The organism is Streptomyces sp. NPDC058246, from assembly GCF_042881985.1.
Lineage (GTDB): Bacteria > Actinomycetota > Actinomycetes > Streptomycetales > Streptomycetaceae > Streptomyces.
Window position 1 is genome coordinate 72,462 of record NZ_JBHVWZ010000033.1, and the last position, 25,149, is coordinate 97,610.

Sequence of the window (25,149 nt, forward strand, 5' to 3'; positions counted from 1 at the left end):
TGTCGTACCGGACCTTGCTCAGGACACCGTCAGCAAGGCCCGGCCCACCTGCGCGAACTCCCCCTTCGGGTGGTCACGGAAGAGCGGCTCCGTGCCGAAGAGGACGGCGCCCGGTCCGCTGACCACCGCGGCCCGGCCGGCTGCCGCCGCGGGCCCTCCCGTCCCGTCCGCCGACGGGCGCCAGTGCCCGGAGACCAGCGGATCGCCCGTCGCGTACGACTGCTCGACACGGACCCCGGCCCCGAGATCGGTGAACCAGAGCGGCGCGTACACGAAGCTGTGATCCGGCGCTCCGGCAGTGACGGGTCCGCTCGAATTCACCACCCTCACCACGCCGTTGGCGTCACCGTTGCCCTCCACCGGGCGCACCGCCAGCGGTCCGGCGGCGGCGTTGAGCGCGGCGCCCGTGGCTCCCCGGCCGACGAGGCCGTGGGTGCCAAGGAAGGCGTCCAGGGCCGAACGCGCGGACGGGGTCAGGGCCGAGTGGTCCAGGCCCGACGACACGAACAGCACGTCCGCCGTGGACCAGTCGAAGCCCGCGTCGAGGGTCCCGGTCGACACCGGGACCACGTCGAAGTTCATCTCGCGCAGGGCGAAGAGCTCGCCGGCGGTGACCGCGGCGGCGACGCGGACGCGATGCAGGGCGGTCCCTCCGGATGCCTTCGTGGCGTCGAAGGCGACGTCGTACGCGCGGGCGAGGGCGACCGCCTCCGTCCGGGCGGAGGCGGGCACGAGCGCACTTCCGTCAGCCGTCCGGCGTACCGAAACCCCGTCCCGCAGCAGGGAGTTGAGCGCCGCGATCTCCTGCGGGGTGTCGAGCCGGAGGCGGAGGTCGCCACGCGGCGCGACGTGTCCGACGTGCGCGGCGGCGTGCACGGCGCGCAACGGGACGCCGGACAGACTCCCGCTCCGTACGGGTTCGACCGTCGCGCCCCACAGGCGGCCCGGACTCCAGCCCGAGATGTCGTACATCGTCGACACCTTGTCGCTGATGTCCCGCCCGTCCGCGAGCATGACATTGGCCAGTCCGCGCTTGGGCTGGTGCAGATCGACGACGTACGAGCCCTTCGGGTACGACCGTCCCGCGAGCCGGAAGGCGCCGGCCGCGCGGGTGACGCGCACGTCGTCGGCGACGAGGTGGTCGACGAGGCGCGCGGCGGCCGTGCCGGAGCGCTGGGCGGCGCCCGCAGGGATGACGTACGCGCGCGGGAAGTCGGTCGTGTAGACGTCCTCGGGGCCGATGCCCGGGACGCCGGGGACCGTCTCGGCGGAGACCGGCACCTGGGCGGCGCCCGTCGCACCGCGCCGGAAGACCTCGATCTGGTCGGCGACGAGGGACGTCCGGTGGGACCGGGTGAAGTCGAGGGTGGCGCGCATGGCGGCGCCCGCGACGTCGACGTTGATGGCCGAACGGCGTCTGAGCTCGTCCACCGGCAGGGTGTCGTACGCCGAGTTGTTCACGGTCAGCGGGATCTCGACGGTGTGCGCGGCGACCGTGCCGTGGAACGCGGCGTACTGCGGCGTGAAGATCGGCGGCCAGTCGTCCCAGCCCTCCCGCTGGTCGCGGAAGGGGATCTGGACCGGCTCCACGCCATCCTTGGCGGGGGTGTGGCCGAGGCCGTTGACGGCGGCCTCCATGCCGAGGGCGTTGGCGTAGCTGTTCTTGAGGAAGAGGTCGTACTCGTAGTTCTCGCCGTGCGGGGGAGTCGTGGGCTCGATGAGCGTGCCGTTGACGTAGCCGTGCAGGTCGAGCATGACGGCCGGCTGCTTGTCGATCGCGATCTGCCGCATGGCACGCGCCTCGGGCTGGGAGGCGGTGAGGAGGTCGCGGTTCAGGTCAAAGCCGTTGGCGTTGGTACGGGTGCCTGCGATACGGCCGTCCGGGTTCGCGGTGATGTTGAAGTAGAGCCGGCTGTGCGCGAGGAGGTCGGTGGTCTTCGTGTCGTGCGCGGTCGCGAGCTGCTGGATCAGCTTCAGGGCGGCGTCGGTGCCCTCCCACTCGTTGCCGTGGATGTTGTTGTTGAAGAAGACGGGCGTCTTGTAGGTCTTCTTCACGGCCGGGTCCTCGGCCGCCGCCCGGGGCGCGTTCTCGATGAGTTCGCGCATACGTTCCTGGGCGCGGGCCTGGCGGGCGGTCTCCGGGGCCGTGACGGTGACGAGGTAGAGCCGGTGACCGCCGGCCGAGCGGCCCGCGACCTCGACGCTCACCCGGTCCCCCAGCCGCTGCAGGGCGTTGAGCTTCGGGGCGATGGCGTGGTACGGGGTGAGGCCGAGCTTGATGGACTTGTCGGCCGGGTTCTCCGGGTCGGCGGAGAGGACCTGTTCGCGGGGGTAGCCGCCGGCGTCGGCGGACAGATCGGTGACGGGGGCGCTGAGGGCTCTCCTGGCGGCGCTCGCGGGGGTCATGGCGGCGCCGTCCACCGCCCCGGAGCCCTCACGGACCGGCGGTGGTCTGCGGTCCGCGGTGGCGCTGGGCGGGGCGAGGAGGAGCGGACCGAGGGCGGTCGCGGTGACGGTGAGGGTGGCGATCAGGGCGGGTCTCGGACGAGGTCTCGCTAAACGCACGCGTTGTACCTCCGGGGCGAGGGGTGCCTGAGTTCGGTACGGCGAGGTGTACCTGTTCGACTCTCGCGCAACAAGAGGGCGTTGCCGTCACGGCTGTCGTCGTGGCTGCCCCGGATGGCGCACCGCGGTGTGATTCGCCCCCACCGCCCCTGCCCATTCCCGTCCCTGGGGGCTGCGCGCCCCTGGACAGGGGCGCGGGGAACTGCGCGAACGGGGTCTGGGGCGGAGCCCCAGGTACGGGACGGGCAGGGGCGGAGGGGGCGAAAAACCCGCCCGACCGGACCGGCACCTGCCCCGCTAGAGTTCCCCCATGCGCGATCTTGGGGTGGGCTTCGGCTACTTGGTGCGGGGCCAGCGGTGGGTGGTCCGGCACGGGAAGCAGTACGGCTTCGGACTGATCCCGGGACTCATCACGCTCGTGCTGTACGCGGCAGCCCTCGTCACCCTCGCCCTCCACGGCGAGGACTTCATCACCTGGGCAACCCCGTTCGCGGACGACTGGACCAGCCCCTGGCCGGGCCTCTTCCGCGGCTTCCTCACCGCCGTACTCTTCGCCCTCGCCCTCCTCCTCGCCGTCCTCACGTTCACCGCGGTCACGCTCCTCATAGGCCAGCCGTTCTACGAGAACCTCTCCGAGAAGGTCGACCGCGACGTCTCCCCGGACGGCACGGCCCCCGAGTCGGGGCTGCCCCTCTGGCGCGAGCTGTGGATCTCGGCGCGCGACAGCCTCCGTATCGTCGTACGGGCCGTCGTCTGGGGCGTACTGCTCTTCGCGCTCGGCTTCGTGCCGTTCGTCGGGCAGACCGTCGTCCCGGTGATCGGCTTCTTCGTCACCGGGTTCTTCCTCACCGAGGAGCTCACCGCCGTCGCCCTCCAGCGCCGGGGCGTCGACCTCCGCACCCGTCTCACGCTGCTCCGCTCCCGCAAGACCCTGGTCTGGGGCTTCGGCACGCCTCTGGGCCTGGCCTTCCTGGTGCCGTTCGTCGCGGTCTTCCTCATGCCCGGAGCCGTCGCGGGCGCCACGCTGATGGCCCGCGACCTCCTCGACGAAGAGTCGGAGTCCGAGACGGAGACGGCCGAGGGCGCCCCCGAAGACGACACGTCCGAACAGGAGGACGCCACCCCGTGACCGAGACGGACAAGGTCATCGGTTCCGTCCCGGCCGGCCTCGGCATCAGCCTCGCGTTCGCTCCGTCGCATTAGCGGGAGCGGGAGAGGGAGAGGGCGAGGGAGCGGGGGCGTCCACCGCCACCGCCAGGATCGCCCGGACCTGAGCGATGATGTCCAGCCGGTTCCGTACGAACTCCGGATCGGTGACCGTCCCGGTCGCCGGGTCCGTGTTGCCGGTGCCGAACTGGAGCACCGGCGTGTGCACATGGCCGCCGGGGAGTGTGGAGTGCAGCCCGAGGCGGTCGCGCAGGAGCGTCGCGCGGTAGGCGATCTCGTTGGAGAGGTAGTCGCCGCCGCCTCCGGCGCGGGCGGTCGAGCCCGGGGTCGGGCCGTCGGGGCGTACGACCGGATCCGTGCCGCCCGCCGGGATCTCGGTCACCGACGTGTTGTCGTACACGGGGAAGCGGCCGGTGTCCGCGGCGACGATCGCCTTGTACGGCAAGGTCGTCGACGTCCATTGCGGCTGTGATGCCGGGTCGGTGACCGGGACTATCCCGGTGACCGAGAGGTTCTGGTTGTCCGGGTAGCCGCCCCGCCAGGCCCCGTTGGTCCGCTCCACGTCGAAGCGGCCGACGCGGCCCTGGCTGACCGTCGTGAACAGGTCGACGTGGGGCAGATACGGCCGCAGGGTCCGCTCCACCACGCCGTCGCCGAAGTCCTGCCAGCGGACCGGGAACATGGCCGTCTCGACGCGGGCGGGGCCGTCCGCGGTCTGGATGGTCGTACCGTCGAGGGCGAGCGCGGTGGCCCCGGACGGGTTGGATATCCGGATGTCGCGGTCCAGTGTGAACGGGTCGAATCCGGTGACCAGGATCCGCTTGACGCCCTTGGTGTGCGGGTAGCGGATGGCGTTCTGGCCGCGCGAGTTCTCTTCCAACGCGTCCAGCAGTTGGGCGCGTTGAGGGACGGTGAGGCCGAAGTCGGGCTCCCACTGGCGTACTTCACGCGTCATGCCGAGCCGGGCCCAGTACAGCGGCCGGTCGTCGTCCCGGCTCAGGTCCCCGCCCGCCGGACCCCGCCCCTGCGCCCGGTCCACGGCCCGCCGCCACAGTCGCGACCCCTGCTGTACGACGATGTGCCGGGCCTGCTCGTACGAGTCCGCCCTGCCCAGGGCCCGCGCGAACTCCGCCGCCACGGTGTCGAATCCGGAGCGCCGCAGGATCTCCTGCGGTGCCGTCCGGTCGAGCCGCCGCTCCTCGACGGTGGAGGCGTCGGCGGCCGATGCGCCGGGCGTGGCCGTCAGTCCCGCCACCAGGGCCAGTCCGAGTACGCCGATCCGGGCGCGTATGTGAGTCAAGGGAGTTCGGCCTTCCGTCGCCGTGGGGTGCGTGCTGCCGGACAGGCGGCAGTATCGCGTGACGGCCGGGGCGTACGCCATGGTGCGTGACGGGTGGGGCACCGGGGAGGCCGGATGAAGTCCCCCGGTTTCCGAGACCTTGGTGGCCGGATCACGTCGTCCTGGTGCCGGGGATCTCGGCGGCCGACTCCCGCAGCGCCGCCAGGAACGCCTCGGCCGCCGGTGCCAGGGACCGCCCGCGCACCGACGCCGCGTACACCGCCCGCGCCGGCGCGTCCTCGTCGAGTACGGGGAGCAGCGCGATGTCGGGCCGTACGGACTCCGCGGCGAGCGCCGGGATCAGCGTCACCCCGAGGCCGCCGGCGACGTACCCCTGCTTGGCGGTCCACTCGGCCACGACATGCGCGACGCGCGGGCGGAACCCGTGCCGCAGGGCCGCGTCGAGGAGGGTGCCCTCGGGGCGCGGGCCGCCGGATATCCAGTCGGCGTCGGCGAGTTGGGTCAGCCGGACGCGGGGCTCGGACGCGAGCGGGTGGTCGGCGGGGACGGCGACGTACGGGGACTCGTCGAGGAGGTGGTGCAGAGTGAAGGCGTCCAGCGGGGCGCGGCCCGTCGTGGAGACGACCGCCAGGTCGAGATGGCCGGCGGTCAGCCGGTCCAGGAGTACGGGGGTGAAGCCCTCCTCGCGGGTGAGCCGAACGCCGGGGTGGCGGGCGCGAAAGGTGGCGATGGCCCGCGGGACGAGGGCCGCGTCCGCCGTGGCGAAGGCACCCACCCGCAGCCGGCCGCCGGCCACCTCCCGCAGGGCGGCCAGTTCCCGCACCGCGCCGTGCAGCCGCTCCACCACCGACTCGGCGTGCGGGACGAGGACCCGCCCGGCCTCCGTCAGCCGCACGCCCCGGGGCAGCCGGTCGAAGAGCGGCGCCCCGCCGAGCGCGGCCTCCAGCGAGGAGATCTGCCGCGACACCGCCGACTGCGTCCAGCCGAGCGTCCGCGCGGCCCCGGTGAACGAACCGTGCCGGGCGACGTCGAGGAACACCCGCAGCCAGGCTGTGGAGAGATCGGGCGCGTCGTGCGAAAGCACTTCAGGGGGAGGCGCGTCATGCGGGTCGGAGGACTGCGCGTCTTGCGGGTCGGAGGACTGCGCGCCATGCGGGTGAGACGACTGCGCGTCATACGACTGCGCGTCATACGAAGGCGTGTCATACGAATGTGCGGCATGCGGGTTCGGCATGGCAGGCATGCTAGACATTCGCTTGTCGCATCGGCCGCGCGCGCCTAGCGTCCCGTCCATGGAAAAGATCTCTCTTCTCGGACTCGGGCACATGGGCGCCGCGATGGCTCGCCAACTCCTCGGCACCGGGCATCCGTTGACGGTCTGGAACCGCACTGCGGAGAAGGCGGAGCCGTTCGTGGCGCAGGGTGCCACTCTCGCCGCGTCCCCGGCCGAGGCGGCGCGCGACGCGGACGTGGTGATCACGATGCTCGCCGACCCGGCCGCGCTCGACGCCGTCGCGGACGCCGTCGTGCCGGAGCTGCGCCCGGGCGCGTACTGGGTGGAGATGTCGACGGTCGGCCCGGACGTGGTGAAGGCGCTGGCCGCCCGGCTCGGGGAGGGCGTGACGCTCGTCGACGCGCCCGTGGCCGGCAGCACCGACAAGGCCGCCGCCGGGCAGCTCAACGTCCTCGCGGGCGGCGACGTGGCCGGAGTCGAGCATGTGCTCGCCCACTTCGGCACCGTCACCCGTACCGGACCGCTGGGCTCCGGCGCCGCGCTCAAGCTCGTCGTCAACGCCGCCGTCCTCGGCGGAGTCGCCCTCGTCGCCGAGGCCATGGTCCTCGCGGACGCGCTCGGCATCGACGAGGACGCCGCGCGGACCGCCCTCGCGAACGGCCCACTCCGCGGCGCCGTCGGCCGCGCCTTCGCCGAGGACGTGCACTTCGACACCTCGCTCGCCGTGAAGGACGCCGACCTGGCGGCCAAGTCGGCGTCGGCCGCGCTTCCGGTCATGGAAGCGGTGTCGGAGCAGTTCAGGCGGGCCGCCGCGGACCCGGACATCGCCCACGCGGACATCGCGCGGGCCGTCACCCACATCCGTCACTCCAGCTGAGGGAACGCCATGCGGATATCGCTCGACAACCCGGCCTCCGCGCCGGGGCCCGCCAACGCCTACTACTCCCAGGTCGCCCGCGTCGAACTCCCCGGCGGGGGCGCCCTGTTGTACCTCTCCGGCCAGGTCGCCGACGGGGCGGACCTGGCCGCGCAGAGCCGCGGTGTCTTCGAGACCATCGACGCCCTGCTCAAGGCACACGGCGCCACGCTCGCCGACATCATCAACATCCGCACCTACCTGACCGACATCGACAAGCTCGACGAATACGGCGCCGTACGCCGGGAGTTCCTCACCGGCACCGCGCCCACCAGCATGACCTTCGAGGCGTCCCGCCTGTTCAAGCCGGACGCCCTGATCGAGATCGAGGTCGTCGCCGCGGTGGCCGGGCCGGAGTGATCCGTTCCGGGTGATACCGCCGCGCATGAAGGCGGCGAACCCGGGCGTGCTCCTGGGTGCTCGCCGGTGCCTGGGCGTGGGCGATCGCCTTCGCCATCGTCTGCGGGGTGAGCAGGACGCTCGCCGTCATCTGGCGGCAGTGAGGCGGCGGTTGAGGCGACCCGTGGAAGTCAGGGCGCGCCTTGTCCCGGGTTCTCGCCCAGCAGGGTAAGGAAGTCCCGGAACGCGCCGGGCATGTCCACCGACTCGGGATCCAGCAGCCACTGGTACTGGAGACCGTCCATCACCGCCACGAGCAGCGGGGCGGTGCGCTCCGGGGTGAGCCCGTTCGGCAGCCGGTCGCCGTATTCGGCGCGCAGCACGGAGGCCATGTTCGCGCGGACGGCGGCATAGCGCTGGGTGAAGAACTCGCGCGCCGGATGTCCCTCCGTCACGCTCTCGCCGAGCAGCGCCGAGAAGGTCTGGATGATCCCGGGCCGCATGGCGTTGTACTCGACGAGCGAGGTGAGCAGATCGACCCGCCACTTGCTGTCGGGTACCGCGTCCCACTGGTCGCGTTCCTTGAGGACGGCGACGAGCAGGGCCTCCTTGGTGGGGAAGTAGTGCAGCAGCCCCTGCTGGGTGAGGCCCACCCGCTCGGCGACCGCGGCCAGGCTCGCACCGCGGTAGCCGCGCTCCGCGATCACCTCCAGGGCCGCACGCACGATCTCCGCGCGCCGCTCCTCGCTTCTGGTCCTGGTCGTCATGGCGTCACCGTACGGCATCCGATCATCCCGAATATAACGCCAGCATAACGAAACCTACCGCTCTACAGGTAACGGGTGCAGGATGTGGGGAGCCCAACGGCTTTCAACGAGGAGGTGCCGGCATGGCGGAGACGGCGAAGGACAGGCGGGACGCGGCCCGCGAGGCGGTTGTCGAGGCGGCCCTCGGCAAGCTGGACCTGGACGCGAAGGCGAGGCTGCTGTCCGGGCAGGACATGTGGTCGCTGCGCGCGCTCCCCGAGATCGGGCTGAAGTCCCTGGTCATGTCCGACGGCCCGATCGGCGTCCGCGGCGTCCACTGGACCGCGGACGACCCGTCCATCGCGCTCCCGTCCCCGACCGCGCTCGCCGCCACCTGGGACCCGGAACTCGCCCGCCGTGCGGGCGTCCTGCTCGCCCAGGAGGCCCGCCGCAAGCACGTGCACGTGCTGCTCGCGCCCACCGTGAACCTGCACCGATCCCCGCTCGGCGGCCGCCACTTCGAGGCGTACAGCGAGGACCCATATCTGACCGGCGTGATCGGCACCGGCTATGTACGGGGCGTGCAGTCCGGAGGCGTCGGCACCACCGTCAAGCACTTCGTCGCCAACGACGCCGAGACCGACCGCTTCACGGTGAACAACGTGGTCTCCGAGCGAGCCCTGCGCGAGCTCTACCTGGCCCCCTTCGAGGCCATCGTGGAGAACGCCCACCCCTGGGGCATCATGACCGCCTACAACTCGGTCAACGGCACGACGATGACCGAGCACCGCTACCTCGTGAACGAGATCCTGCGGGCCGAATGGGGCTTCGACGGCTTCAACGTCTCCGACTGGATGGCCGCCCGGTCCACCAAGGCCGCGATCGAAGGCGGACTCGACGTCGCCATGCCCGGCCCGCGGACCGTGTACGGCGCACCGCTCGCCGCCGCCGTGCGGGCCGGCGAGGTCGAGGAGGCCAAGGTCGACGAGGCGGTCCGCAACGTGCTCCGGCTCGCCGCCCGCGTCGGCATCCTGGAGGGCGCCGAGCCGGTGGTGACCGAGCCGCCCGCGCCCGTCGACGGCGAGGCGCTGGCCCGCGAGATCGCCCGCCGCGCCCTCGTCCTCGTACGGAACGAACGCCGGGCCCTCCCGCTGAAGCCCGGCACCGTCGCCCTGATCGGCGCCGCCGCCCGCGACGCCCGTGTCCTCGGCGGCGGCTCCGCCACCGTCTTCCCCGCCCGGATCGTCTCGCCCCTCGACGGCCTCACCGCCGCGCTCCCCGAGGGCAGCCTGACGTACGCCGTCGGCGCCGACCCGAACGAGGAACTCACCGTCGCCGGCAAGGGGTTCGAACTGCGCGCCGTCTGCCGCGACGCGCACGGCGAGGTCATCGGCGGCGGCTCGGCACCCAACGGCCAGATCCAGTGGATGGGCGAGGACCTCCCGGACGGGGTCACCCACGACGCCCTCCACACCGTCGAGCTGACCGGCACCTTCACCCCGCGCGACAGCGGCCCGCACACCTTCGGCATCAAGGGCCTGGGCGCCTTCACCCTCGCCGTCGACGGCACGACGTACTTCGACGACGCCCAGCGCACCGAGAAGGACGACCCCTTCGAGGCGTTCTTCGGAGCCCCGGTGCCCCGCGCCCAGGCCGAACTGACCGCGGGCCGCCCGGTCGAGGTCTCCCTCACCCATGTGGTCAGCCTCCCCGAGGGCATCCCGATGAAGGTCGTCGGTTTCGCGCTCGCCCACCAGGAGCCGCAGCGCGACCCCGACGAACTGATCGCCGAGGCCGTCGAGGCCGCCCGCGCCGCCGACACCGCCGTCGTCGTGGTCGCCACCACCGACCGTGTCGAGTCCGAGGGATTCGACCGCAAGGACCTCCGACTCCCCGGCCGCCAGGACGAGTTGGTGCACGCGGTCGCCGCCGCCAACCCGAACACCGTCGTGGTCGTCAACTCCGGCTCCCCGGTCGAACTGCCCTGGCGCGACGAGGTCGCCGCCGTGCTGCTGAGCTGGTTCCCCGGCCAGCAGGGCGGTGCCGCGCTCGCCGACGTCCTCACCGGCGCGCACGAGCCGGGCGGCCGCCTGCCCACCACCTGGGGCGCCTTCGAGGACGCCCTGGTCACCGAGGTGCTCCCGTCCGACGGCGAACTCCCGTACACCGAGGGCGTGTTCATCGGCTACCGCGCATGGGAGAAGGCCGGGAAGGCCCCCTCGTACCCCTTCGGACACGGCCTCGGCTACACCGACTGGACGTACGAGTCGATCGAGGTCGACGGGACGACCGCCACGATCCGCGTCCGCAACTCCGGTGAGCGGGCCGGCCGCGAGGTCGTCCAGGTCTATCTGGCCCCGGTGGAGCCGGGCGCCGAGCGGCCGGCCCGTCTGCTGGCCGGTTTCGCGGGCGTCGAGGCCGCACCGGGCGAGAGCGCCGAGGCCGTCGTGGAACTCCCCCGCCGCGCCTTCGAGATCTGGGACGAGAGCACGAACGCGTGGTCGTTTGTGAAGGGTTCGTACGAGGTTCAGGCGGGCCGGTCGATCGCCGACCGCCGGGTCGCGGCGACGATTAACGTCTGATCCGGGACAAGCTCCCCACCGAGCAGCCCCGGTCCGGAACCTGACCTCCGGACCGGGGCTCGTTGCCTCTCAGCCGCCTGTGGCAGACTCGCGGGCCGACACACGCCGGTTCGGGGGAGAAGCGCATGTATCCAGGTCAGCAGCAAGGTCCGTACCCGCCGCCGCAGGGACACCCGCAGCAGCCGGGCCCGTACGGCGGCCAACAGGGCCCGTACCAGGGCCGGCAGCCCTACCCGTACCAGGGCGGGCAGCCCCACCCGCCTCAGCCGCAGGCCCCGTACCCGCCTCAGCCGCAGGCTCCCTACCCTCCTCAGCCGCAGGCTCCCTACCCTCCTCAGCAGGGCTACCCCCCACAGCCGTACCCGCCTCAACAGCCTTACCAGCCCTACCCGCAGCACCCCCAGCAGCCGCAGCAGCCGATGGCCCCCCAACAGCAGCTGGGTGAAGCCCGGATGGCGATCGACCCGAACCTGAACGCGGGTCAGCGCGCGCTGGTGGTGCAGATCCAGCAGACCACCAAGGTGTACGCGTACGGCTTTGTGCTGGGCATCCCGCTCACCTTCGGCGGCGCCCACTACGGCATCACCGAGAAGCCGATCGGCTTCGCGGGCACGGCGCTCGGCCTCGTCGGCCTGGTGGTCGGCGTCCTCGCGCTGATGAAGGCGCGGGGCCTCAAGGAGCAGCTGCGCCGGCTCACCCCGGACGCCTGGCGCTCCCCGGCCGCCCATCTGCCGAGCGCCCGCAAGGCGGCCACGCAGGCCGCGTACGTCAACGGCGTCCTCGTCCTGCTGTCCCTGGGCGCCGTCGGCTATCTGCTGGTCAAGGGCGCCGGCTGGGGCGCGTACGGGAACTCGTTCGGCTTCGGCGGGCTGATGCTCGCCGCGTTCATCCCGCTCGGCATGGGGCTCGCCGCCGCGACGACCATTCCGCAGCTGCTCCAGGTCGTCCCGGCCGGGGCCAGGGTCGGCCAGAGCCTGTACTCGGTCATCATGGCGCTGGGCGCGCTGATCCTGATCAACGGGGTCAAGGGCTTCGACCCGCTCCCCATCGCCATCGGCGGCACCGTCACCGCGATCTGCCTGGGCGCCATGTCGATCCTCGGCAAGGCGACCAAGCGGATGCGCGGCGAGAGTTCGTAGAGAGTCGTAGAGAGACGTAGAGGCAGGCAGTGCCTAGGCCCGGACCGTGAAGCGAAAGACGGTCTCCGAGGTGTACACCGCGCCCGGCCGCAGTGCCGTGCTCGGGAACTCCGGCCGGTTCGGGGAGTCGGGGAAGTGCTGCGTCTCCAGCGCGATGCCGTCGCCGGGCGCGTAGGGCAGCGAGTCGTCGAGGTGGTCCGCGGTGTAGAGCTGCATCCCGGGCTCGGTGGTCGCCACGGTCAGCACGCGCCCGGAGGCGGGGTCGTGCAGCTCCGCGACCTCGACGGCCGTCGCCGTGACGCCCTTGTCGAGCACGAAGTTGTGGTCGTACCCGGCGCCGACCTTGCGCGCGTGGCGGAAGTCGAAGCGCGTGCCCTCCACGGGGTCGAGTTCGCCGGTCGGGATGAGCTCTCCGTCCACCGGCGTCACCCGGGAGGCGGCGATGCGGAGTTCGTGCCCGCCCGCGCTCCCCCAGCCGCTCAGATTCCAGTACGTGTGGTTCGTCAGGTTCACCACGGTCGGCGCGTCGGTGACCGCCTCGTACACGATCCGCAGCGCGACCGCTGTCCCGTCGACGTCGAGTGTGTACGTCGCGGAGACCTCCAGGCGGCCCGGGAAGCCCTCCTCGCCGTGCGGGCTGACCCGGGTGAGGCGCACCCCGTGCGCGACGGGCTCCGCGTCCCACACGCGCTTGTCGAAACCGAACTCCCCGCCCTGCAGGGAGTTGGGCCCGTTGTTCTGGGCGAGGTGGTAGGTCAGACCGTCCAGTGGGAAACGGCCGCCCGCGATCCGGTTCGCGTACCGCCCGACCAGCGCCCCGAAGTACGGCTCCGGATGGGCGAGGTAGCCCGCCAGGTCCGGGAAGCCCAGCACCACGTTCACGGCGCGGCCTCCCCCCTTCTCGGCCTCGCCCGAGCGGGAGGACCCCCAACGGTCCGGGAGCTCGGCCGACTGCACGATCCCGCCGTACGTGAGCACCCGCACCCGGACCCCGGCCCGCTCCAGCGTCCAGCGGTGGACGGGGGTGCCGTCGGAAAGTGTGCCGAAAAGTTCGCTCATGCGGGAAACCCTAGGTCACGGGCTTGCGCGCGGTGATGGTCCGGTAGGCGATCTCGGCGAGTCGCGCCTGACCGTCCTTGCTCGGGTGGAACCAGTCCCAGTGGCTCAACTGGTCCGTGCCGAAGCGGTAGTCGAAGACCGCGTTCCCGTCGAAGCGGCAGCGCCGGTCCTTGGCGCACACCGCCTGGAGCACCTTGTTGTACTCCTCCACCCGGTCCTGCACCTTGGCACGCCGCAGGGTCGCCGCCGAGCCCAGGGAGTCCGGGTCGCCCAGCATCGACGGGCAGATGCCCAGCTTCCAGACCTGCTTGCCGAGCGGGTTGGTCCGGCCCTGCGACCACAGCCGCTTCAGGTCCGGCACGCTCGACACGTACACCTGAGTCTTGGGCAGGGCGCTGCGCAGCGTGTCCATCGCGTCCTCGAACTCGGCGCGGAAGTCGGCGACGGACGTCATCGCCGAGGTGGAGGAGCGGCAGGCGTCGTTCGCCCCCGCCATCACCGTCACCAGCTCGGGCTTGCTCGTCGCCGCCTGCGCCATCTGCCCGGGCAGGTCCGCCATCCGCGCCCCGGTCACCGCGTAGTTCCAGCTGTGTTCGGCGGCCCCGGCCTTCCCGAGCAGCCGAACCGCGAGACTGCGGACCTGCGCGTCGCTGCCGGTCGCCCAGGACACCTCGGGGCAGTCGGAGAGCACGGCGCAGGCGTCGAAGCCGCGGGTGATGGAGTCGCCGACCGCGGCCACGGACCGCGGGCTGCGGTCCCAGGTGGGGGAGGGGAGCGCGTTCGCCGTGGTGCCTCTGGGCGCGGGGGAGTCGCCACCGGAGGCGTCGCACCCGGCGACGCCCAGGAGAGCCGCCGCCGCGACGGCGACGACGGCCCGTGATCGGTGACTGCGGTTGCGCATCCCCTGGTCCCCTCGTTCGTTTGCTGTGTCTTCCCGAAGGCGACCTGGGACACCCGGCCGGGAGGCCCGGACGTGCCCTGACGGACACGGTCGGTCAGCACCGCGTCCCTGCGGGTGAAACCTCGGTGTTTCCGGGCGTCGGGACCGACGGTACGTCACACTCCTTGCGCCGCCGCACGGTAGCCTCGCCCCGTGGCCGCCCTGCCACTGCCGTTCCGCTAAGTTACAAGATGTCTCGCTCTGTCCGGAGGCCCCAGTGACGACACGTGGAGTTCTCTACGTGCACTCCGCGCCCCGCGCGCTGTGCCCGCACGTCGAGTGGGCGGTCGCGGGGGTGCTCGGCACACGCGTGAACCTCGACTGGATCCGGCAGCCCGCGGCGCCGGGCACCTGGAGATCCGAGTTCTCCTGGAAGGGCGAGCCCGGCACCGCCTCAAAGCTGGCCTCCGCGCTGCGCGGCTGGCAGATGCTGCGCTTCGAGGTCACCGCCGAGCCCTGCCCCACGGCCGAGGGCGAGCGCTACAGCTGCACCCCCGAGCTGGGCATCTTCCACGCGGTCACCGGCATCCACGGCGACATCCTGATCCCCGAGGACCGCCTGCGCGCCGCCCTCCTGCGCTCCCAGCGCGGCGAGACCGACCTCGAAGCCGAACTCGCCAAACTCCTCGGCAAGCCCTGGGACGACGAGTTGGAACCCTTCCGCTACGCGGGCGAGGGCGCCCCGGTCCGCTGGCTGCACCAGGTGGTGTGAGCACTCTCGAGTCCCGGACGCGCGAAGGGCCCCCACCAGCCGGTGGGGGCCCTTCACTTACGTACAGGCGATGCTCAGATCGTGCGGAACGCAAGCACCACGTTGTGCCCGCCGAACCCGAACGAGTCGTTGAGGGCGGCGATGCGGCCCTCGACCGGCAGCTTGCGCGCCTCACCGCGGACGACGTCGGCGGCGGCCTCGGCCTCGGGGTCGAGGTTGTCGACGTTGATCGTCGGCGGCGCGAGCCGGTGGTACAGCGCGAGGACGGACGCGACGGACTCGACACCGCCCGCGCCACCCAGGAGGTGACCCGTCATCGACTTGGTGGCGGACACCGCCATGTGGTCGGCGTCGTCGCCGAACACCTTGCGCAGCGCCTTCAGCTCGGCCACGTCACCGGCGGGGGTCGAGGTCGCGTGCGCGTTCACGTGCACGATCTCGGCCGGGTCCAGGTCGGTGTTGTCGAGCAGGTTCTGCAGGGCGTGCGAGATACCGCGGCCCTCGGGCTCCGGCTGCACGATGTCGTGGGCGTCGGCCGAGATGCCCTGGCCGACCGCCTCCGCGTAGACCCGGGCGCCGCGCTTGGCGGCGTGCTCGGCGGACTCCAGGACGAGGACGCCGGCGCCCTCGCCGAGGACGAAGCCGTCGCGGGCGATGTCGTAGGGGCGCGAGGCACCCTCGGGGTCGTCGTTGTTCTTGGACATCGCCATCATGTTGCCGAACGCGGCGATGGGCAGCGGGTGGATGGCCGCCTCGGTGCCACCGGCGACGACGACGTCGGCACGGCCGGTGCGGATCATCTCGATGGCGTAGCCGATGGCCTCGGCGCCCGAGGCACAGGCGGAGACCGGGGTGTGCACGCCGGCGCGGGCGCCGACGGCGAGGCCCACGTTGGCGGACGGGCCGTTCGGCATCAGCATCGGCACGGTGTGCGGGGAGACACGGCGTACGCCCTTCTCCTTCAGCACGTCGTACTGGTCGAGCAGGGTCGTCACACCGCCGATGCCGGAGGCGATGACGGCGCCGAGCCGGTGGGGGTCGACGCTCGCGTCCTCGCCCGCCTTGTCGGTGAAACCGGCGTCCGCCCAGGCCTCCTTGGCCGCGATCAGCGCGAACTGCGCCGAGCGGTCCAGACGTCGGGCCTGCGGGCGGGGGATGACCTCGCCCGGCTCCACGGCGATCTGCGCCGCGATACGGACCGCCTGATCGGCGGCCCAATCCTGCTCCAGGGCGCGGACACCGGAACGACCGGCGACCAGGCCCTCCCAGGTAGAGGCTGCGTCGCCACCCAGCGGTGTGGTTGCGCCGATACCGGTGACGACCACGGTGCGATTGGTCGGGCTCACGGGAATTCTTTCTCCAACGGATACGAGGATTCAGCGGCGCCACCGCCGGGTGGCGGGGCATGCAGCCCAGGCGAACCATGGGCGCCCGGCCCGGAGGGACCGGGCCTTCGGCCCAGGCGAACCCGGGCCTTCAGCCCAGGTGATCGGAAGATCAGGCCTGGTGCTTGAGGATGTAGCTCGTCGCGTCACCGACGGTCTTGAGGTTCTTGACGTCGTCGTCCGGGATCTTGACGTCGAAGCGCTCTTCGGCGGCGACGACGACCTCGACCATGGACAGCGAGTCGACGTCCAGGTCGTCGGTGAAGGACTTGTCCAGCTGGACGTCCTCGGTGGGGATCCCGGCGATCTCGTTCACGATCTCGGCGAGACCTTCGACGATCTCTTCCTGAGTGGCGGCCATGTCAGGCGCTCCTTCGGTATGTATCCAGAGGGTGTGGCGGTACTCCGGCCGGAGATGATCCGGACGGTGTGCCTAGGGGAGGGTAACGACCGTGGCGGCGTACACGAGACCCGCCCCGAAGCCGATGACGAGCGCGGTGTCGCCGCTCTTCGCCTCGCCGGTCGCCAGGAGCCGCTCCATCGCGAGCGGAATCGAGGCGGCCGAGGTGTTGCCGGTGGTGCGTACGTCACGGGCGACCGTGACGTGTGCCGGCAGTTTCAGCGTCTTCACCATCGAGTCGATGATCCGCTCGTTGGCCTGGTGGGGGATGAAGACATCCAGGTCGTCCGGGGTGATTCCGGCCGCGTCCAGCGCCTGCTGGGCGACCTTCGCCATCTCGAACACGGCCCAGCGGAAGACCGCCTGGCCCTCCTGCGTGATCGCAGGGAACTTGATCTCGCCCTTGGAGTCGAGCGGAAGCTCAGAGACGTCGCCGGTGGGGGTGTCACCGCTCGAGCGGAACTGGGGGAGGAAACGGTCCCACGGCACCGTCTGCTTGATCGTGCCGGCCTTGTCGCCCTCGGAACCCCACACGGTGGGGCCGATGTGCGGCTCCTTGGACGGACCCACGACGACCGCGCCCGCGCCGTCACCGAACAGGAAGGCCGTCGCGCGGTCCTCCAGGTCGGTGAGGTCGGACAGCCGCTCCACGCCGATGACGAGAACGTACTCCGCCGAACCCTCGACGACCATGCCCTTGGCGAGAGTCAGGCCGTAGCCGAAGCCCGCGCAGCCGGCCGAGATGTCGAAGGCGGCGGCCTTGTTGGTGCCGAGCTTGTCGGCGATCTCGGTGGCGACGGCCGGGGTCTGGCTGAAGTGCGAGACGGTGGAGACGACCACGGCGCCGATCTGGTCGGCGTCGATCCCGGCATTGGCGATCGCCTTGCCGGACGCCTCGATCGACATCGCGGCGACGGTCTCCTCGTCGTTCGCCCAGTGCCGGGTCTCGATGCCCGAGCGCGAGCGGATCCACTCGTCGGACGAGTCGATCGTCTCCAGGATCACCTCGTTGGGCACCACCCGGACAGGGCGGTAGCCGCCGACGCCGAGGATCCGCGCGAACGGAGCGCCCTTCGGTGCCTTGATCTTCGACATGCTCTCGGGCTCCTTCTCAGGCACTGTGCTCTGCGATGAGCTCGCGAGCCGCGTCGAGGTCGTCGGGGGTCTTCAGCGCCAGCGTCGCGACGCCGGGCAGCGCGCGCTTGGCCAGACCGGTCAGGGTGCCGCCGGGGCACACCTCGACCAGCGCGGTCACGCCGAGCTCCTTGAAGGTCTCCATGCACAGGTCCCAGCGGACCGGGTTGGCGACCTGGCCGACCAGCCGCTCCAGCACCTCGGTGCCGCCGGCGACGATCTTGCCGTCCTTGTTGGAGACGTAGGTGACCTTCGGGTCGGTGGGCGCGAGATCCGCGGCGGCCTTGGCCAGCGTCTCGACCGCGGGGGCCATGTGGCGCGTGTGGAAGGCACCGGCCACCTTCAGCGCGACGACCTTGCGGACGCCCTCGGGCTTGTCCTCGGCCAGCGCGGCGAGCTGCTCCAGCGTGCCCGCGGCGACGATCTGGCCCGCACCGTTGATGTTCGCCGGGGTCAGACCCAGCTTCTCCAGGTGCGCGACGGACACCTCGGGGTCGCCGCCGAGCAGCGCCGACATGCCCGTCTCGGTGATCGCGGCGGCGTCGGCCATGGCCAGCCCGCGCTTGCGGACGAGGCCGAGCGCGGCGGTGTCGTCCAGGACACCCGCGAAGGCAGCGGCGGTGATCTCGCCGACACTGTGGCCCGCGACCGCACCCGGCGCGATGTCACCCAGTGCCGCGGCGGACAGAATCCCGGCGGCGACCAGCAGCGGCTGGGCCACCGCGGTGTCGCGGATGGCGTCCGCGTCGGCCTGGGTCCCGTAGTGGATCAGGTCCAGTCCGATGGCGTCCGACCACGCGGCGACGTGGTCCGCGGCACCGGGGAGTTCGAGCCAAGGGGTCAGGAAGCCGGGCGTCTGAGCGCCCTGGCCGGGAGCGACGAGTACGAGCACTCTCACACTCTCTCTTGTGGACGGCCACGGCCGCCCGTGGGGACAGGGACGAAGAACACGAAGGGGAATTGTAGGTCCCCGACAAAAGGCTAGGTTTGAGGATCTCCATCAGCCAGACGCCCCAGGATCAGGGCGATCCGCAGCGTGAACGCGGAGCGTACATCCGAAGGCGACCAGCCGGTGACGTCAGTCACACGTCGGAGCCGGTAGCGCACGGTGTTGGGATGGACGAAGAGCATCCGGGCGGCGCCTTCGAGGCTGCTCGCCTGTTCCAGATAGACGGCGAGCGTCTCCAGCAGCGCGGAGCCGGCCTCCTCCAGCGGTCTGTAGATCTCCTCCACCAGCTGCTCGCGGGCGGCCGGGTCTCCGGCGATCGCGCGCTCCGGCAGCAAATCGTCCGCGAGAACCGGCCGCGGGGCGTCCTGCCAGGCGAAACACGCCTTGAGTCCGGCGGCGGCGGCCTGCGCGGACCGGGTCGCGGCGAGCAGATCGGGCACGATCGGCCCGGCGACGACGGGCCCGGCGGCGTACGGCCCGATCAGCGACCTGGCGACGGCGAGCGGATTGTCGTTGCCGCCCGCGATGACGACGAGCCGGTCCCCGAGCACACCGGTCAGCACTTGCAGCTTGGCGTGCCGGGCGGCCCGCCGGATCGCCTCGACGGTCAGCTCGCTGTCACCGTCGGGCGCCGTACCCAGCACCACGCAGACATGTTCGGGCGAATTCCAGCCGAGGGCGGCGGCCCGGGAGACGGCACCCTCGTCGGCCTCGCCCGAGAGCACGGCGTTCACGACGAGGGATTCGAGGCGGGCGTCCCAGGCGCCGCGTGCCTCCGCCGCCTGCGCGTACACCTGGGCGGTGGCGAAGGCGATCTCGCGGGCGTACACGAGCAGGGCCTCGCGCAGCACGGACTCGTCGCCGGGGGCGGCGACCTCGTCGATGGCGCTCTCCATGACCTCAATGGTGGTGCGCACCATCTCGACGGTCTGGCGCAGCGTAATAGCCCTGGTCAGCTCGCGTGGCGCGGTCCCGAACACATCGGTGGAGATGGCCTGCGGGGCGTCGGGGTGCCGGAACCACTCGGTGAAGGCGGCGATACCGGCCTGGGCGACGAGACCGATCCAGGAACGGTTCTCCGGGGGCATGGCCCGGTACCACGGCAGCGTCTCGTCCATCCGCGCGATCGCCTGGGCGGCGAGGCTGCCGGACGACTTCTCCAGCCGCTTCAAGGTCGCGGAGTGCGCGTGGATCGCGTGCGCTGGGCGCTCGGTGTTGCTGGATTCGGGTTCGGGCACGGGACAAGACTGCCTTATCAGGACGGAGGTGTGCGGCGGCGGGTCGCATGTAAGCGCGGGAAGGGCGCCGGGCCCGGGCTACGGTGGTGGGCGTGATGGACGTCCGCCGCGCCGAAGAGCGCTACCGCGGAGGGGACCCGGCGGCCGGGATCTCCTCGCTCCACGCCTTTTCCTTCGGCCCGCACTACGACCCGGACAACCTCCGCTTCGGCGCGGTGATCGCCTGCAACGAGGAGTGGCTCGACCCCGGCGCGGGCTTCGACGAGCACCCGCACAGCCACACCGAGATCGTCACATGGGTGGTGGAGGGCGAGCTGACCCACCGGGACTCGGCCGGGCACGAGTCGGTGGTGCGCCCCGGCGACGTCCAGCACCTCAGCTCGGCCGGCGGCGTCCGGCACGTGGAACGCAACGACGGCGCGGAGCCGTTGAGCTTCGTGCAGATGTGGCTGGCCCCGCACGAACCGGGCGGTGACCCGGCGTACGAGATCGTGCACGGCATCGCGGACTCCACGCCGTACGCCGTCCCCGGGGCGGGCGCCATGCTCCACGTACGCCGCCTGACGGCGGGGGAGCGCACGGCGGTTCCCGACGCGCCGTTCGTCTACGTCCATGTCGTCCGCGGCGAAGTCCGCCTGGACGGCGAGGAGCTGGGCCCCGGCGACGCGGCCCGCATCACGGAGGCGAAGGACCTGGAGGCGCTGGCGGGCTCCCCGGCGGAGCTGCTGCTGTGGGAGATGGCGACGGGCTGACGCGCCGTCACCTCAACTCTTCCGTCCCCCCAGGGCGTCGAGCTCGCGGGTGAGACGGGCGCCCTCGCGGGTCATGATCTCCGGGTCGCGCAGGGCGTTGGAGAGCAGGGACATGCCCTCGTAGGCGCCGACGAGGGCGAGCGCGTGGTCCTCGGGGTCGGTCACACCGATCTGGCGGTACTGCGTCTCCACCCAGTCCAGCAGCTGCCGTATGACCCGGCCCGCCGTGAGGTCGAGGCCGCCCTCGGTCCGTTTGTCGAGCTCCGCGGCGAGGGTGCCCGTGGGGCAGCCGAAGCGGGCCGCGGTCTCGCGCTGGGAGACCCACGCGTCGATGAGCCCCTTGAGGCGGTCGCGCGGGTCGGGAAGCCGGTCGAGCCGGCCGGTGAGGGTCTCCAGGTGCGAGACGTGCTCGGCGAGGGCGGCCTCGACCAGCTCGTCCTTGGTCTTGAAGTAGTAGTACACGTTGCCCGCCGGGACGTCGGCGGCGCGGGCGATGTCGGCGATGGTCGTGCGCTCCACGCCCTGCTCGTGCAGCACCCGGGCCGCGGCGGCCGTCAGCTGCTGCCGCTTGCCGGCCGCCCGCGCCCGGGGGCGCCGGGATTCCTGTGAGTCAGTCACCCGACTGACTATAGACAACCGAGGGTCGCCCTGTGCTAGCGTCACGCTCGTCGAGTCAGTCAGTCAACTAACTAACTGGCTCTGGCAGGCAGTCCCCACCCAACTGATGTGCAAGCCGAGGAGATCGACATGTTCGTGGTGACAGGCGCGACGGGGAACGTCGGGCGGGCGCTGGTGCGGATGCTCACCGAGGCCCGGCTGCCGGTGACGGCGGTGGCCCGGCACGTCACCGGGGCCGATGTGCCGCCGGGAGTCCGCGCGGTGGCCGCCGACCTGGCCGAACCGGCCGGTCTGGGGACGGCGTTCGAGGGCGGCGAGGCGCTCTTCCTCCTCGTGGCGGGCGAGGACCCGCACGGCATCCTGGACGCGGCCAGGACCGCCGGGATCCGAAAGGTGGTGCTGCTGTCCTCCCAGGGCGTGGCGACCCGCCCGGAGGCGTACGGGCATCCGGCCCGTTTCGAGGCGGCCGTACGGGAGTCCGGGCTCGACTGGACGATCCTGAGGTCGGGAGGGATGGCCGGCAACGCCTTCGCGTGGGCCGAGTCGATCCGCACCCGGCGGGAGGCCGCGGCACCCTTCGGCGACGTCGGTCTGCCGTTCGTCGACCCCGAGGATGTGGCCGCGGTCGCCGCCGCGACGCTGCGGCCGGGCGCTCACCTCGGCGCCACGTACACCCTGACCGGTCCCGCGGCGACCACTCCGCGCGAGCGGGCGGCCGCGATCGCGGCCGCCCTGGGTGAACCGGTGCGCTTCACCGAGCAGACCCGCGAGGAGGCCCACGAGCAGATGGCGCGCTTCATGCCGCTGCCCGTGGTGGAGGGCACCCTGACCATCCTGGGCACCCCGACCGACTCCGAGCAGCGCGTCAGCCCTGACGCCGAACGCGTTCTGGGCAGGAAGCCGGGAAGCTTCGCCGCGTGGGCGGAGCGCAACGTCGCCGCGTTCCGGTGAGCGGGATTTCAGCCGCTCCGCAGCTCCGTCAGCACCGCATCCGTGAACGGCGTCCACGCCTCCATCGCCCAGGGCCCGAACGCCCGGTCGGTGAGCGCGACACACGCGGCCCCCGCATCCGGGTCGACCCACAGGAACGTACCGGACTGACCGAAGTGCCCGAAGGTCCGCGGCGAGGACGAACTCCCCGTCCAGTGCGGCGACTTGGAGTCGCGGATCTCGAAGCCGAGCCCCCAGTCGTTGGGGTTCTGGTGCCCGTACCCCGGCAGGACACCCTTCGTACCGGGGTACTGGACGGTCATCGCCTCCGCGACGGTCCGCGGGTCGAGCAGCCGTGGCGCCTGCACCTCGGCGGCGAACCGCGCCAAGTCGTCCACCGTCGAGACGCCGTCCCTGGCCGGCGAGCCGTCGAGCGTGGTCGAGGCCATGCCCAGCGGTTCCAGCACCGCCTGCCGCAGATACTCGGAAAAGGGAATGTCCGTCGCCTTCGCGATGTGGTCCCCGAGCACCTCGAACCCGGCGTTGGAGTACAGCCGCCGCTCCCCGGGCGGGGACGTCACCCGGTGCTCGTCGAAGGCGAGCCCCGAGGTGTGCGCGAGGAGATGACGGACCGTCGACCCGGTCGGACCCGCCGGCTCGTCGAGTTCGACCGCCCCCTCCTCGTACGCGACGAGCGCGGCGTACGCGGCGAGCGGCTTGGTCACCGAGGCGAGCGGGAAGCGGTGCGTCCCGGGACCGTGGGTCCCGAGCACCGTGCCGTCCGCGCGGACGACAGCCGCCGCGGCCGTGGGAACGGGCCAGTTCTCGATCAACGCCAGGCTCTGCAAGGACATGGGTACGAGCCTAAGCCGCTCAGAGGTTCAGTCGCATCGAGGGGTCCGGCTTGCGGACGAAGCCGAGGGAGGCGTACAGCGGCTCCGCCTCGGCGGAGGCGTTGAGGTCGACCTGGGCGACGCCCCGCTCGCGGAACCAGTCGAGGAGCGTCTCCATGCACGCGCGGGCGTAGCCGCGGCGCCGCGCGTCCGGATCGGTGGCGACGCTGAAGACATGGCCCACCGCGCCGTGCGGATTGCCCGCGCGACCGATCCGGTACTCGACCGTCCCCGCGACCAGGGCCGCGAGCCCGTCCGGCCGGTCGGGGTGGTCGACGACGAAGGCCACGAAGTCCCCGTCGGATTCGGCGAGCTTGCCGCGTATGGTCGGCAGGGACTCCGCGTGCCACTCGGCGGAGCCGTCCGAGGCGAAGACCGAGTCGATCATCACCTGGCGCAGGCGCAGCACTTCCTCGGCGTCCTCGGGCAGGGCACGGCGTACGAGACTCATGATCCGCACCGTAGCCATCGCGGCCGGGTGGTGTCCGGGTAATTTCCCCGGATTCCACTTGCTTCGAGTGCACTCGAAGGTTTTAGCGTGGAGGTCATGACGGTGATGGAGACCACGGCCGAGGCCGCCGAGACCGGTGCCAGGACCAGGACCGACGTCTGCGCGGCCCCGCCCGAGCGGCATCTGCGCCCGGACGGCCAGGACAACTACACGATCAGCGAGGTCGTCGCCTTCACCGGCCTCACCGCGCACACCCTGCGCTGGTACGAGCGGATCGGGCTGATGCCGCACATCGACCGCTCGCACACCGGCCAGCGCCGCTACAGCAACCGCGACCTGGACTGGCTGGACCTGGTCGGCAAGCTCCGGCTCACCGGGATGCCGGTCGCCGACATGGTGCGGTACGCGGAACTGGTGCGCGAGGGCGATCAGACCTACACCGCGCGCTACGAACTCCTGGAGGCGACCCGCCGGGACGTCAGGGCCCGGATCGCCGAGCTCCAGGACACCCTCGCGGTACTCGACCACAAGATCAACTTCTATGCGGACGCCGGGCGGACCCTGGCGTCGGAGAGGCCGTGATGACGGACAGCGAGATCTCGAAGGCGCGACTCGGCACCGGGGGCCCCGAGGTCGGGGTCCAGGGACTCGGCTGCATGGGCATGAGCTGGGCGTACGGGCCGTCGGACGCGAACGAGTCCCGGGCCGCCCTGGAGCGGGCGCTGGAACTCGGCGTCACGCTCTTCGACACGGCGGAGGGGTACGGCGGCGGCGAGAACGAGAAGTTCCTGTCGCCGTTCTTCAAGGCACACCGGGACGAGGTCGTGATCGCGACCAAGTACGGCGTCACGGTCCCGGCGGGCGACCGGAGCAAGCGGGTCATCCGCAACGACCCGCCGTACATCCGCCAGGCCGTCGAGGGCAGCCTCAAGCGGCTGGACGTCGACGTGATCGACCTCTACTACATGCACCGGCGCGATGTGAACGTGCCGATCGAGGAGAGCGTCGGCACCATGGCCGAGCTGGTGCGCGAGGGCAAGGTCAAGCAGCTCGGGCTCAGCGAGGTCACCGCCGGGGAGCTGCGGGCGGCGCAGGCCGTGCACCCCATCGCGGCGGTGCAGTCGGAGTGGTCGCTGTTCAGCCGGGACATCGAGGCGAACGTGGTGCCGGCCGCCCGTGAGCTGGGCGTGGCGCTCGTCCCGTACTCACCGCTCGGCCGGGGCTTTCTCACCGGTTCCTTCGCCAACGCCGACGACGACCTCTCGGAGGGCGACGTGCGCCGGACGCATCCCCGCTTCCTGGGGGAGAACGCGTCGGCGAACGCGGCGCTGCTGGAGCCGGTGCGGGCCGTGGCCGAGGCTCACGGGGCCTCACCGGCCCAGGTCGCGCTGGCGTGGGTCCAGCAGCGGGGCGCCGTGCACGGCTTCACCGTGGTGCCGATTCCCGGCACCACGAAGCGCTCTCGGGTGGAGGAGAACACGGCGGCCACGCGCATCGTCCTGACCGACGCCGAGCTCGCCCTCCTGGAGCCGATCGCCTCCAAGGTCGCGGGCGACCGCTACCCGGACATGTCCTTCGCGTCGGCCGGCCGGGAGTAACGCTCTTTTCGCCCCCTCCGCCCCTGCCCATTCCCGTCCCTGGGGGCTGCCGCCCCCAGACCCCCGCCAAAAGATTGCGCAGTTCCCCGCGCCCCTTGATAG

General features: G+C 71.8%; 24 protein-coding genes. 10 read left to right on the plus strand and 14 right to left on the minus strand.

The genetic code is table 11. The features are described 5' to 3' along the window. Positions 1–18 precede the first annotated feature (18 nt). On the minus strand, positions 19–2,565 hold the full coding sequence (locus tag ACFVXA_RS33605; RefSeq protein WP_390028166.1) for a M14 family zinc carboxypeptidase: 2,547 nt from the start codon (positions 2,563–2,565) through the stop codon (positions 19–21). 310 nt (positions 2,566–2,875) lie between these two features. On the opposite strand from ACFVXA_RS33605, the gene ACFVXA_RS33610 reads away from it, so the two are divergent. Next, a complete protein-coding gene (locus ACFVXA_RS33610; protein WP_383909330.1) occupies positions 2,876–3,694 on the plus strand; it encodes an EI24 domain-containing protein in 819 nt (272 codons plus the stop codon). A 45-nt stretch (positions 3,695–3,739) separates the two neighbouring features. Here ACFVXA_RS33610 and ACFVXA_RS33615 read toward each other — a convergent pair whose 3' ends face one another. Further along, positions 3,740–5,032: a pyroglutamyl peptidase gene (locus ACFVXA_RS33615; protein WP_390028167.1), complete on the minus strand. Its 1,293-nt coding sequence runs from the start codon at positions 5,030–5,032 to the stop codon at positions 3,740–3,742. Between the two features lie 151 nt (positions 5,033–5,183). Further along, the gene (locus ACFVXA_RS33620) at positions 5,184–6,116 is read right to left on the minus strand and encodes a LysR family transcriptional regulator (RefSeq protein WP_390028168.1); all 933 of its coding nucleotides are present in this window, start codon (positions 6,114–6,116) and stop codon (positions 5,184–5,186) included. Between the two features lie 208 nt (positions 6,117–6,324). Here ACFVXA_RS33620 and ACFVXA_RS33625 point away from each other — a divergent pair, with 208 nt between their 5' ends. Together ACFVXA_RS33625 and ACFVXA_RS33630 are read left to right on the plus strand one after the other, a co-directional pair. Further along, a complete protein-coding gene (locus tag ACFVXA_RS33625; protein ID WP_390028169.1) occupies positions 6,325–7,143 on the plus strand; it encodes an NAD(P)-dependent oxidoreductase in 819 nt (272 codons plus the stop codon). A 9-nt stretch (positions 7,144–7,152) separates the two neighbouring features. Then, on the plus strand, positions 7,153–7,542 hold the full coding sequence (locus ACFVXA_RS33630; RefSeq protein ID WP_362024680.1) for a RidA family protein: 390 nt from the start codon (positions 7,153–7,155) through the stop codon (positions 7,540–7,542). A 170-nt stretch (positions 7,543–7,712) separates the two neighbouring features. Here the strand turns inward: ACFVXA_RS33630 and ACFVXA_RS33635 are convergent, their stop codons facing one another. Continuing rightward, positions 7,713–8,306 (minus strand): TetR/AcrR family transcriptional regulator, encoded by a 594-nt coding sequence (locus tag ACFVXA_RS33635; RefSeq protein WP_362024683.1) that lies wholly within the window; start codon positions 8,304–8,306, stop codon positions 7,713–7,715. Between the two features lie 104 nt (positions 8,307–8,410). Here ACFVXA_RS33635 and ACFVXA_RS33640 point away from each other — a divergent pair, with 104 nt between their 5' ends. Both ACFVXA_RS33640 and ACFVXA_RS33645 read left to right on the plus strand, forming a co-directional pair. Next, positions 8,411–10,849, plus strand: coding sequence for a glycoside hydrolase family 3 protein (locus ACFVXA_RS33640; protein WP_390028171.1), 2,439 nt, complete (start codon positions 8,411–8,413; stop codon positions 10,847–10,849). 452 nt (positions 10,850–11,301) lie between these two features. Further along, the gene (locus ACFVXA_RS33645; protein WP_389749798.1) at positions 11,302–11,988 is read left to right on the plus strand and encodes a hypothetical protein; all 687 of its coding nucleotides are present in this window, start codon (positions 11,302–11,304) and stop codon (positions 11,986–11,988) included. 33 nt (positions 11,989–12,021) lie between these two features. On the opposite strand, the gene ACFVXA_RS33650 is transcribed toward ACFVXA_RS33645, so the two are convergent. Both ACFVXA_RS33650 and ACFVXA_RS33655 read right to left on the minus strand, forming a co-directional pair. Then, entirely contained in the window at positions 12,022–13,047 is a 1,026-nt protein-coding gene (locus ACFVXA_RS33650) for an aldose epimerase family protein (protein ID WP_390028173.1), read from the minus strand. A 10-nt stretch (positions 13,048–13,057) separates the two neighbouring features. Beyond that, complete coding sequence (locus tag ACFVXA_RS33655) at positions 13,058–13,948, minus strand: SGNH/GDSL hydrolase family protein (RefSeq protein WP_383736041.1); 891 nt, start codon at positions 13,946–13,948, stop codon at positions 13,058–13,060. Positions 13,949–14,204: 256 nt separating this feature from the next. Between ACFVXA_RS33655 and ACFVXA_RS33660 the strand changes: the two genes are divergently transcribed. Then, positions 14,205–14,699 carry a DUF3145 domain-containing protein gene (locus ACFVXA_RS33660; RefSeq protein WP_362024697.1) on the plus strand — a complete coding sequence of 165 codons (495 nt, stop codon included), beginning with the start codon at positions 14,205–14,207 and terminating at the stop codon, positions 14,697–14,699. Between the two features lie 74 nt (positions 14,700–14,773). Here ACFVXA_RS33660 and fabF read toward each other — a convergent pair whose 3' ends face one another. The 5 genes from fabF to ACFVXA_RS33685 form a co-directional block, all read right to left on the minus strand. Continuing rightward, entirely contained in the window at positions 14,774–16,045 is a 1,272-nt protein-coding gene (gene fabF, locus ACFVXA_RS33665; RefSeq protein ID WP_362024699.1) for a beta-ketoacyl-ACP synthase II, read from the minus strand. 151 nt (positions 16,046–16,196) lie between these two features. Beyond that, entirely contained in the window at positions 16,197–16,445 is a 249-nt protein-coding gene (locus ACFVXA_RS33670; RefSeq protein ID WP_355788632.1) for an acyl carrier protein, read from the minus strand. Positions 16,446–16,517: 72 nt separating this feature from the next. Beyond that, positions 16,518–17,579: a ketoacyl-ACP synthase III gene (locus ACFVXA_RS33675; RefSeq protein WP_362024702.1), complete on the minus strand. Its 1,062-nt coding sequence runs from the start codon at positions 17,577–17,579 to the stop codon at positions 16,518–16,520. A gap of 16 nt (positions 17,580–17,595) precedes the next feature. Next, a complete protein-coding gene (locus ACFVXA_RS33680; protein WP_362024704.1) occupies positions 17,596–18,510 on the minus strand; it encodes an ACP S-malonyltransferase in 915 nt (304 codons plus the stop codon). An 89-nt stretch (positions 18,511–18,599) separates the two neighbouring features. Next, positions 18,600–19,805: a helix-turn-helix domain-containing protein gene (locus ACFVXA_RS33685; RefSeq protein ID WP_362024707.1), complete on the minus strand. Its 1,206-nt coding sequence runs from the start codon at positions 19,803–19,805 to the stop codon at positions 18,600–18,602. A gap of 95 nt (positions 19,806–19,900) precedes the next feature. On the opposite strand from ACFVXA_RS33685, the gene ACFVXA_RS33690 reads away from it, so the two are divergent. Further along, entirely contained in the window at positions 19,901–20,557 is a 657-nt protein-coding gene (locus tag ACFVXA_RS33690) for a pirin family protein (protein WP_362024749.1), read from the plus strand. Between the two features lie 12 nt (positions 20,558–20,569). On the opposite strand, the gene ACFVXA_RS33695 is transcribed toward ACFVXA_RS33690, so the two are convergent. Further along, the gene (locus ACFVXA_RS33695) at positions 20,570–21,175 is read right to left on the minus strand and encodes a TetR/AcrR family transcriptional regulator (protein WP_384025937.1); all 606 of its coding nucleotides are present in this window, start codon (positions 21,173–21,175) and stop codon (positions 20,570–20,572) included. Between the two features lie 129 nt (positions 21,176–21,304). On the opposite strand from ACFVXA_RS33695, the gene ACFVXA_RS33700 reads away from it, so the two are divergent. Then, entirely contained in the window at positions 21,305–22,126 is an 822-nt protein-coding gene (locus ACFVXA_RS33700; protein ID WP_362024713.1) for an NAD(P)H-binding protein, read from the plus strand. 8 nt (positions 22,127–22,134) lie between these two features. Here the strand turns inward: ACFVXA_RS33700 and ACFVXA_RS33705 are convergent, their stop codons facing one another. Next, positions 22,135–22,959 carry a serine hydrolase domain-containing protein gene (locus ACFVXA_RS33705; protein ID WP_362024716.1) on the minus strand — a complete coding sequence of 275 codons (825 nt, stop codon included), beginning with the start codon at positions 22,957–22,959 and terminating at the stop codon, positions 22,135–22,137. Positions 22,960–22,978: 19 nt separating this feature from the next. Continuing rightward, positions 22,979–23,449, minus strand: a complete 471-nt coding sequence (locus ACFVXA_RS33710) for a GNAT family N-acetyltransferase (protein WP_362024719.1) — start codon at positions 23,447–23,449, stop codon at positions 22,979–22,981. 96 nt (positions 23,450–23,545) lie between these two features. On the opposite strand from ACFVXA_RS33710, the gene ACFVXA_RS33715 reads away from it, so the two are divergent. Both ACFVXA_RS33715 and ACFVXA_RS33720 read left to right on the plus strand, forming a co-directional pair. Next, entirely contained in the window at positions 23,546–24,031 is a 486-nt protein-coding gene (locus tag ACFVXA_RS33715) for a MerR family transcriptional regulator (protein ID WP_362024721.1), read from the plus strand. Continuing rightward, positions 24,031–25,047 carry an aldo/keto reductase gene (locus ACFVXA_RS33720; protein WP_383911988.1) on the plus strand — a complete coding sequence of 339 codons (1,017 nt, stop codon included), beginning with the start codon at positions 24,031–24,033 and terminating at the stop codon, positions 25,045–25,047. Before ACFVXA_RS33715 ends, ACFVXA_RS33720 begins: the two co-directional genes overlap by 1 nt. Positions 25,048–25,149 lie beyond the last annotated feature (102 nt).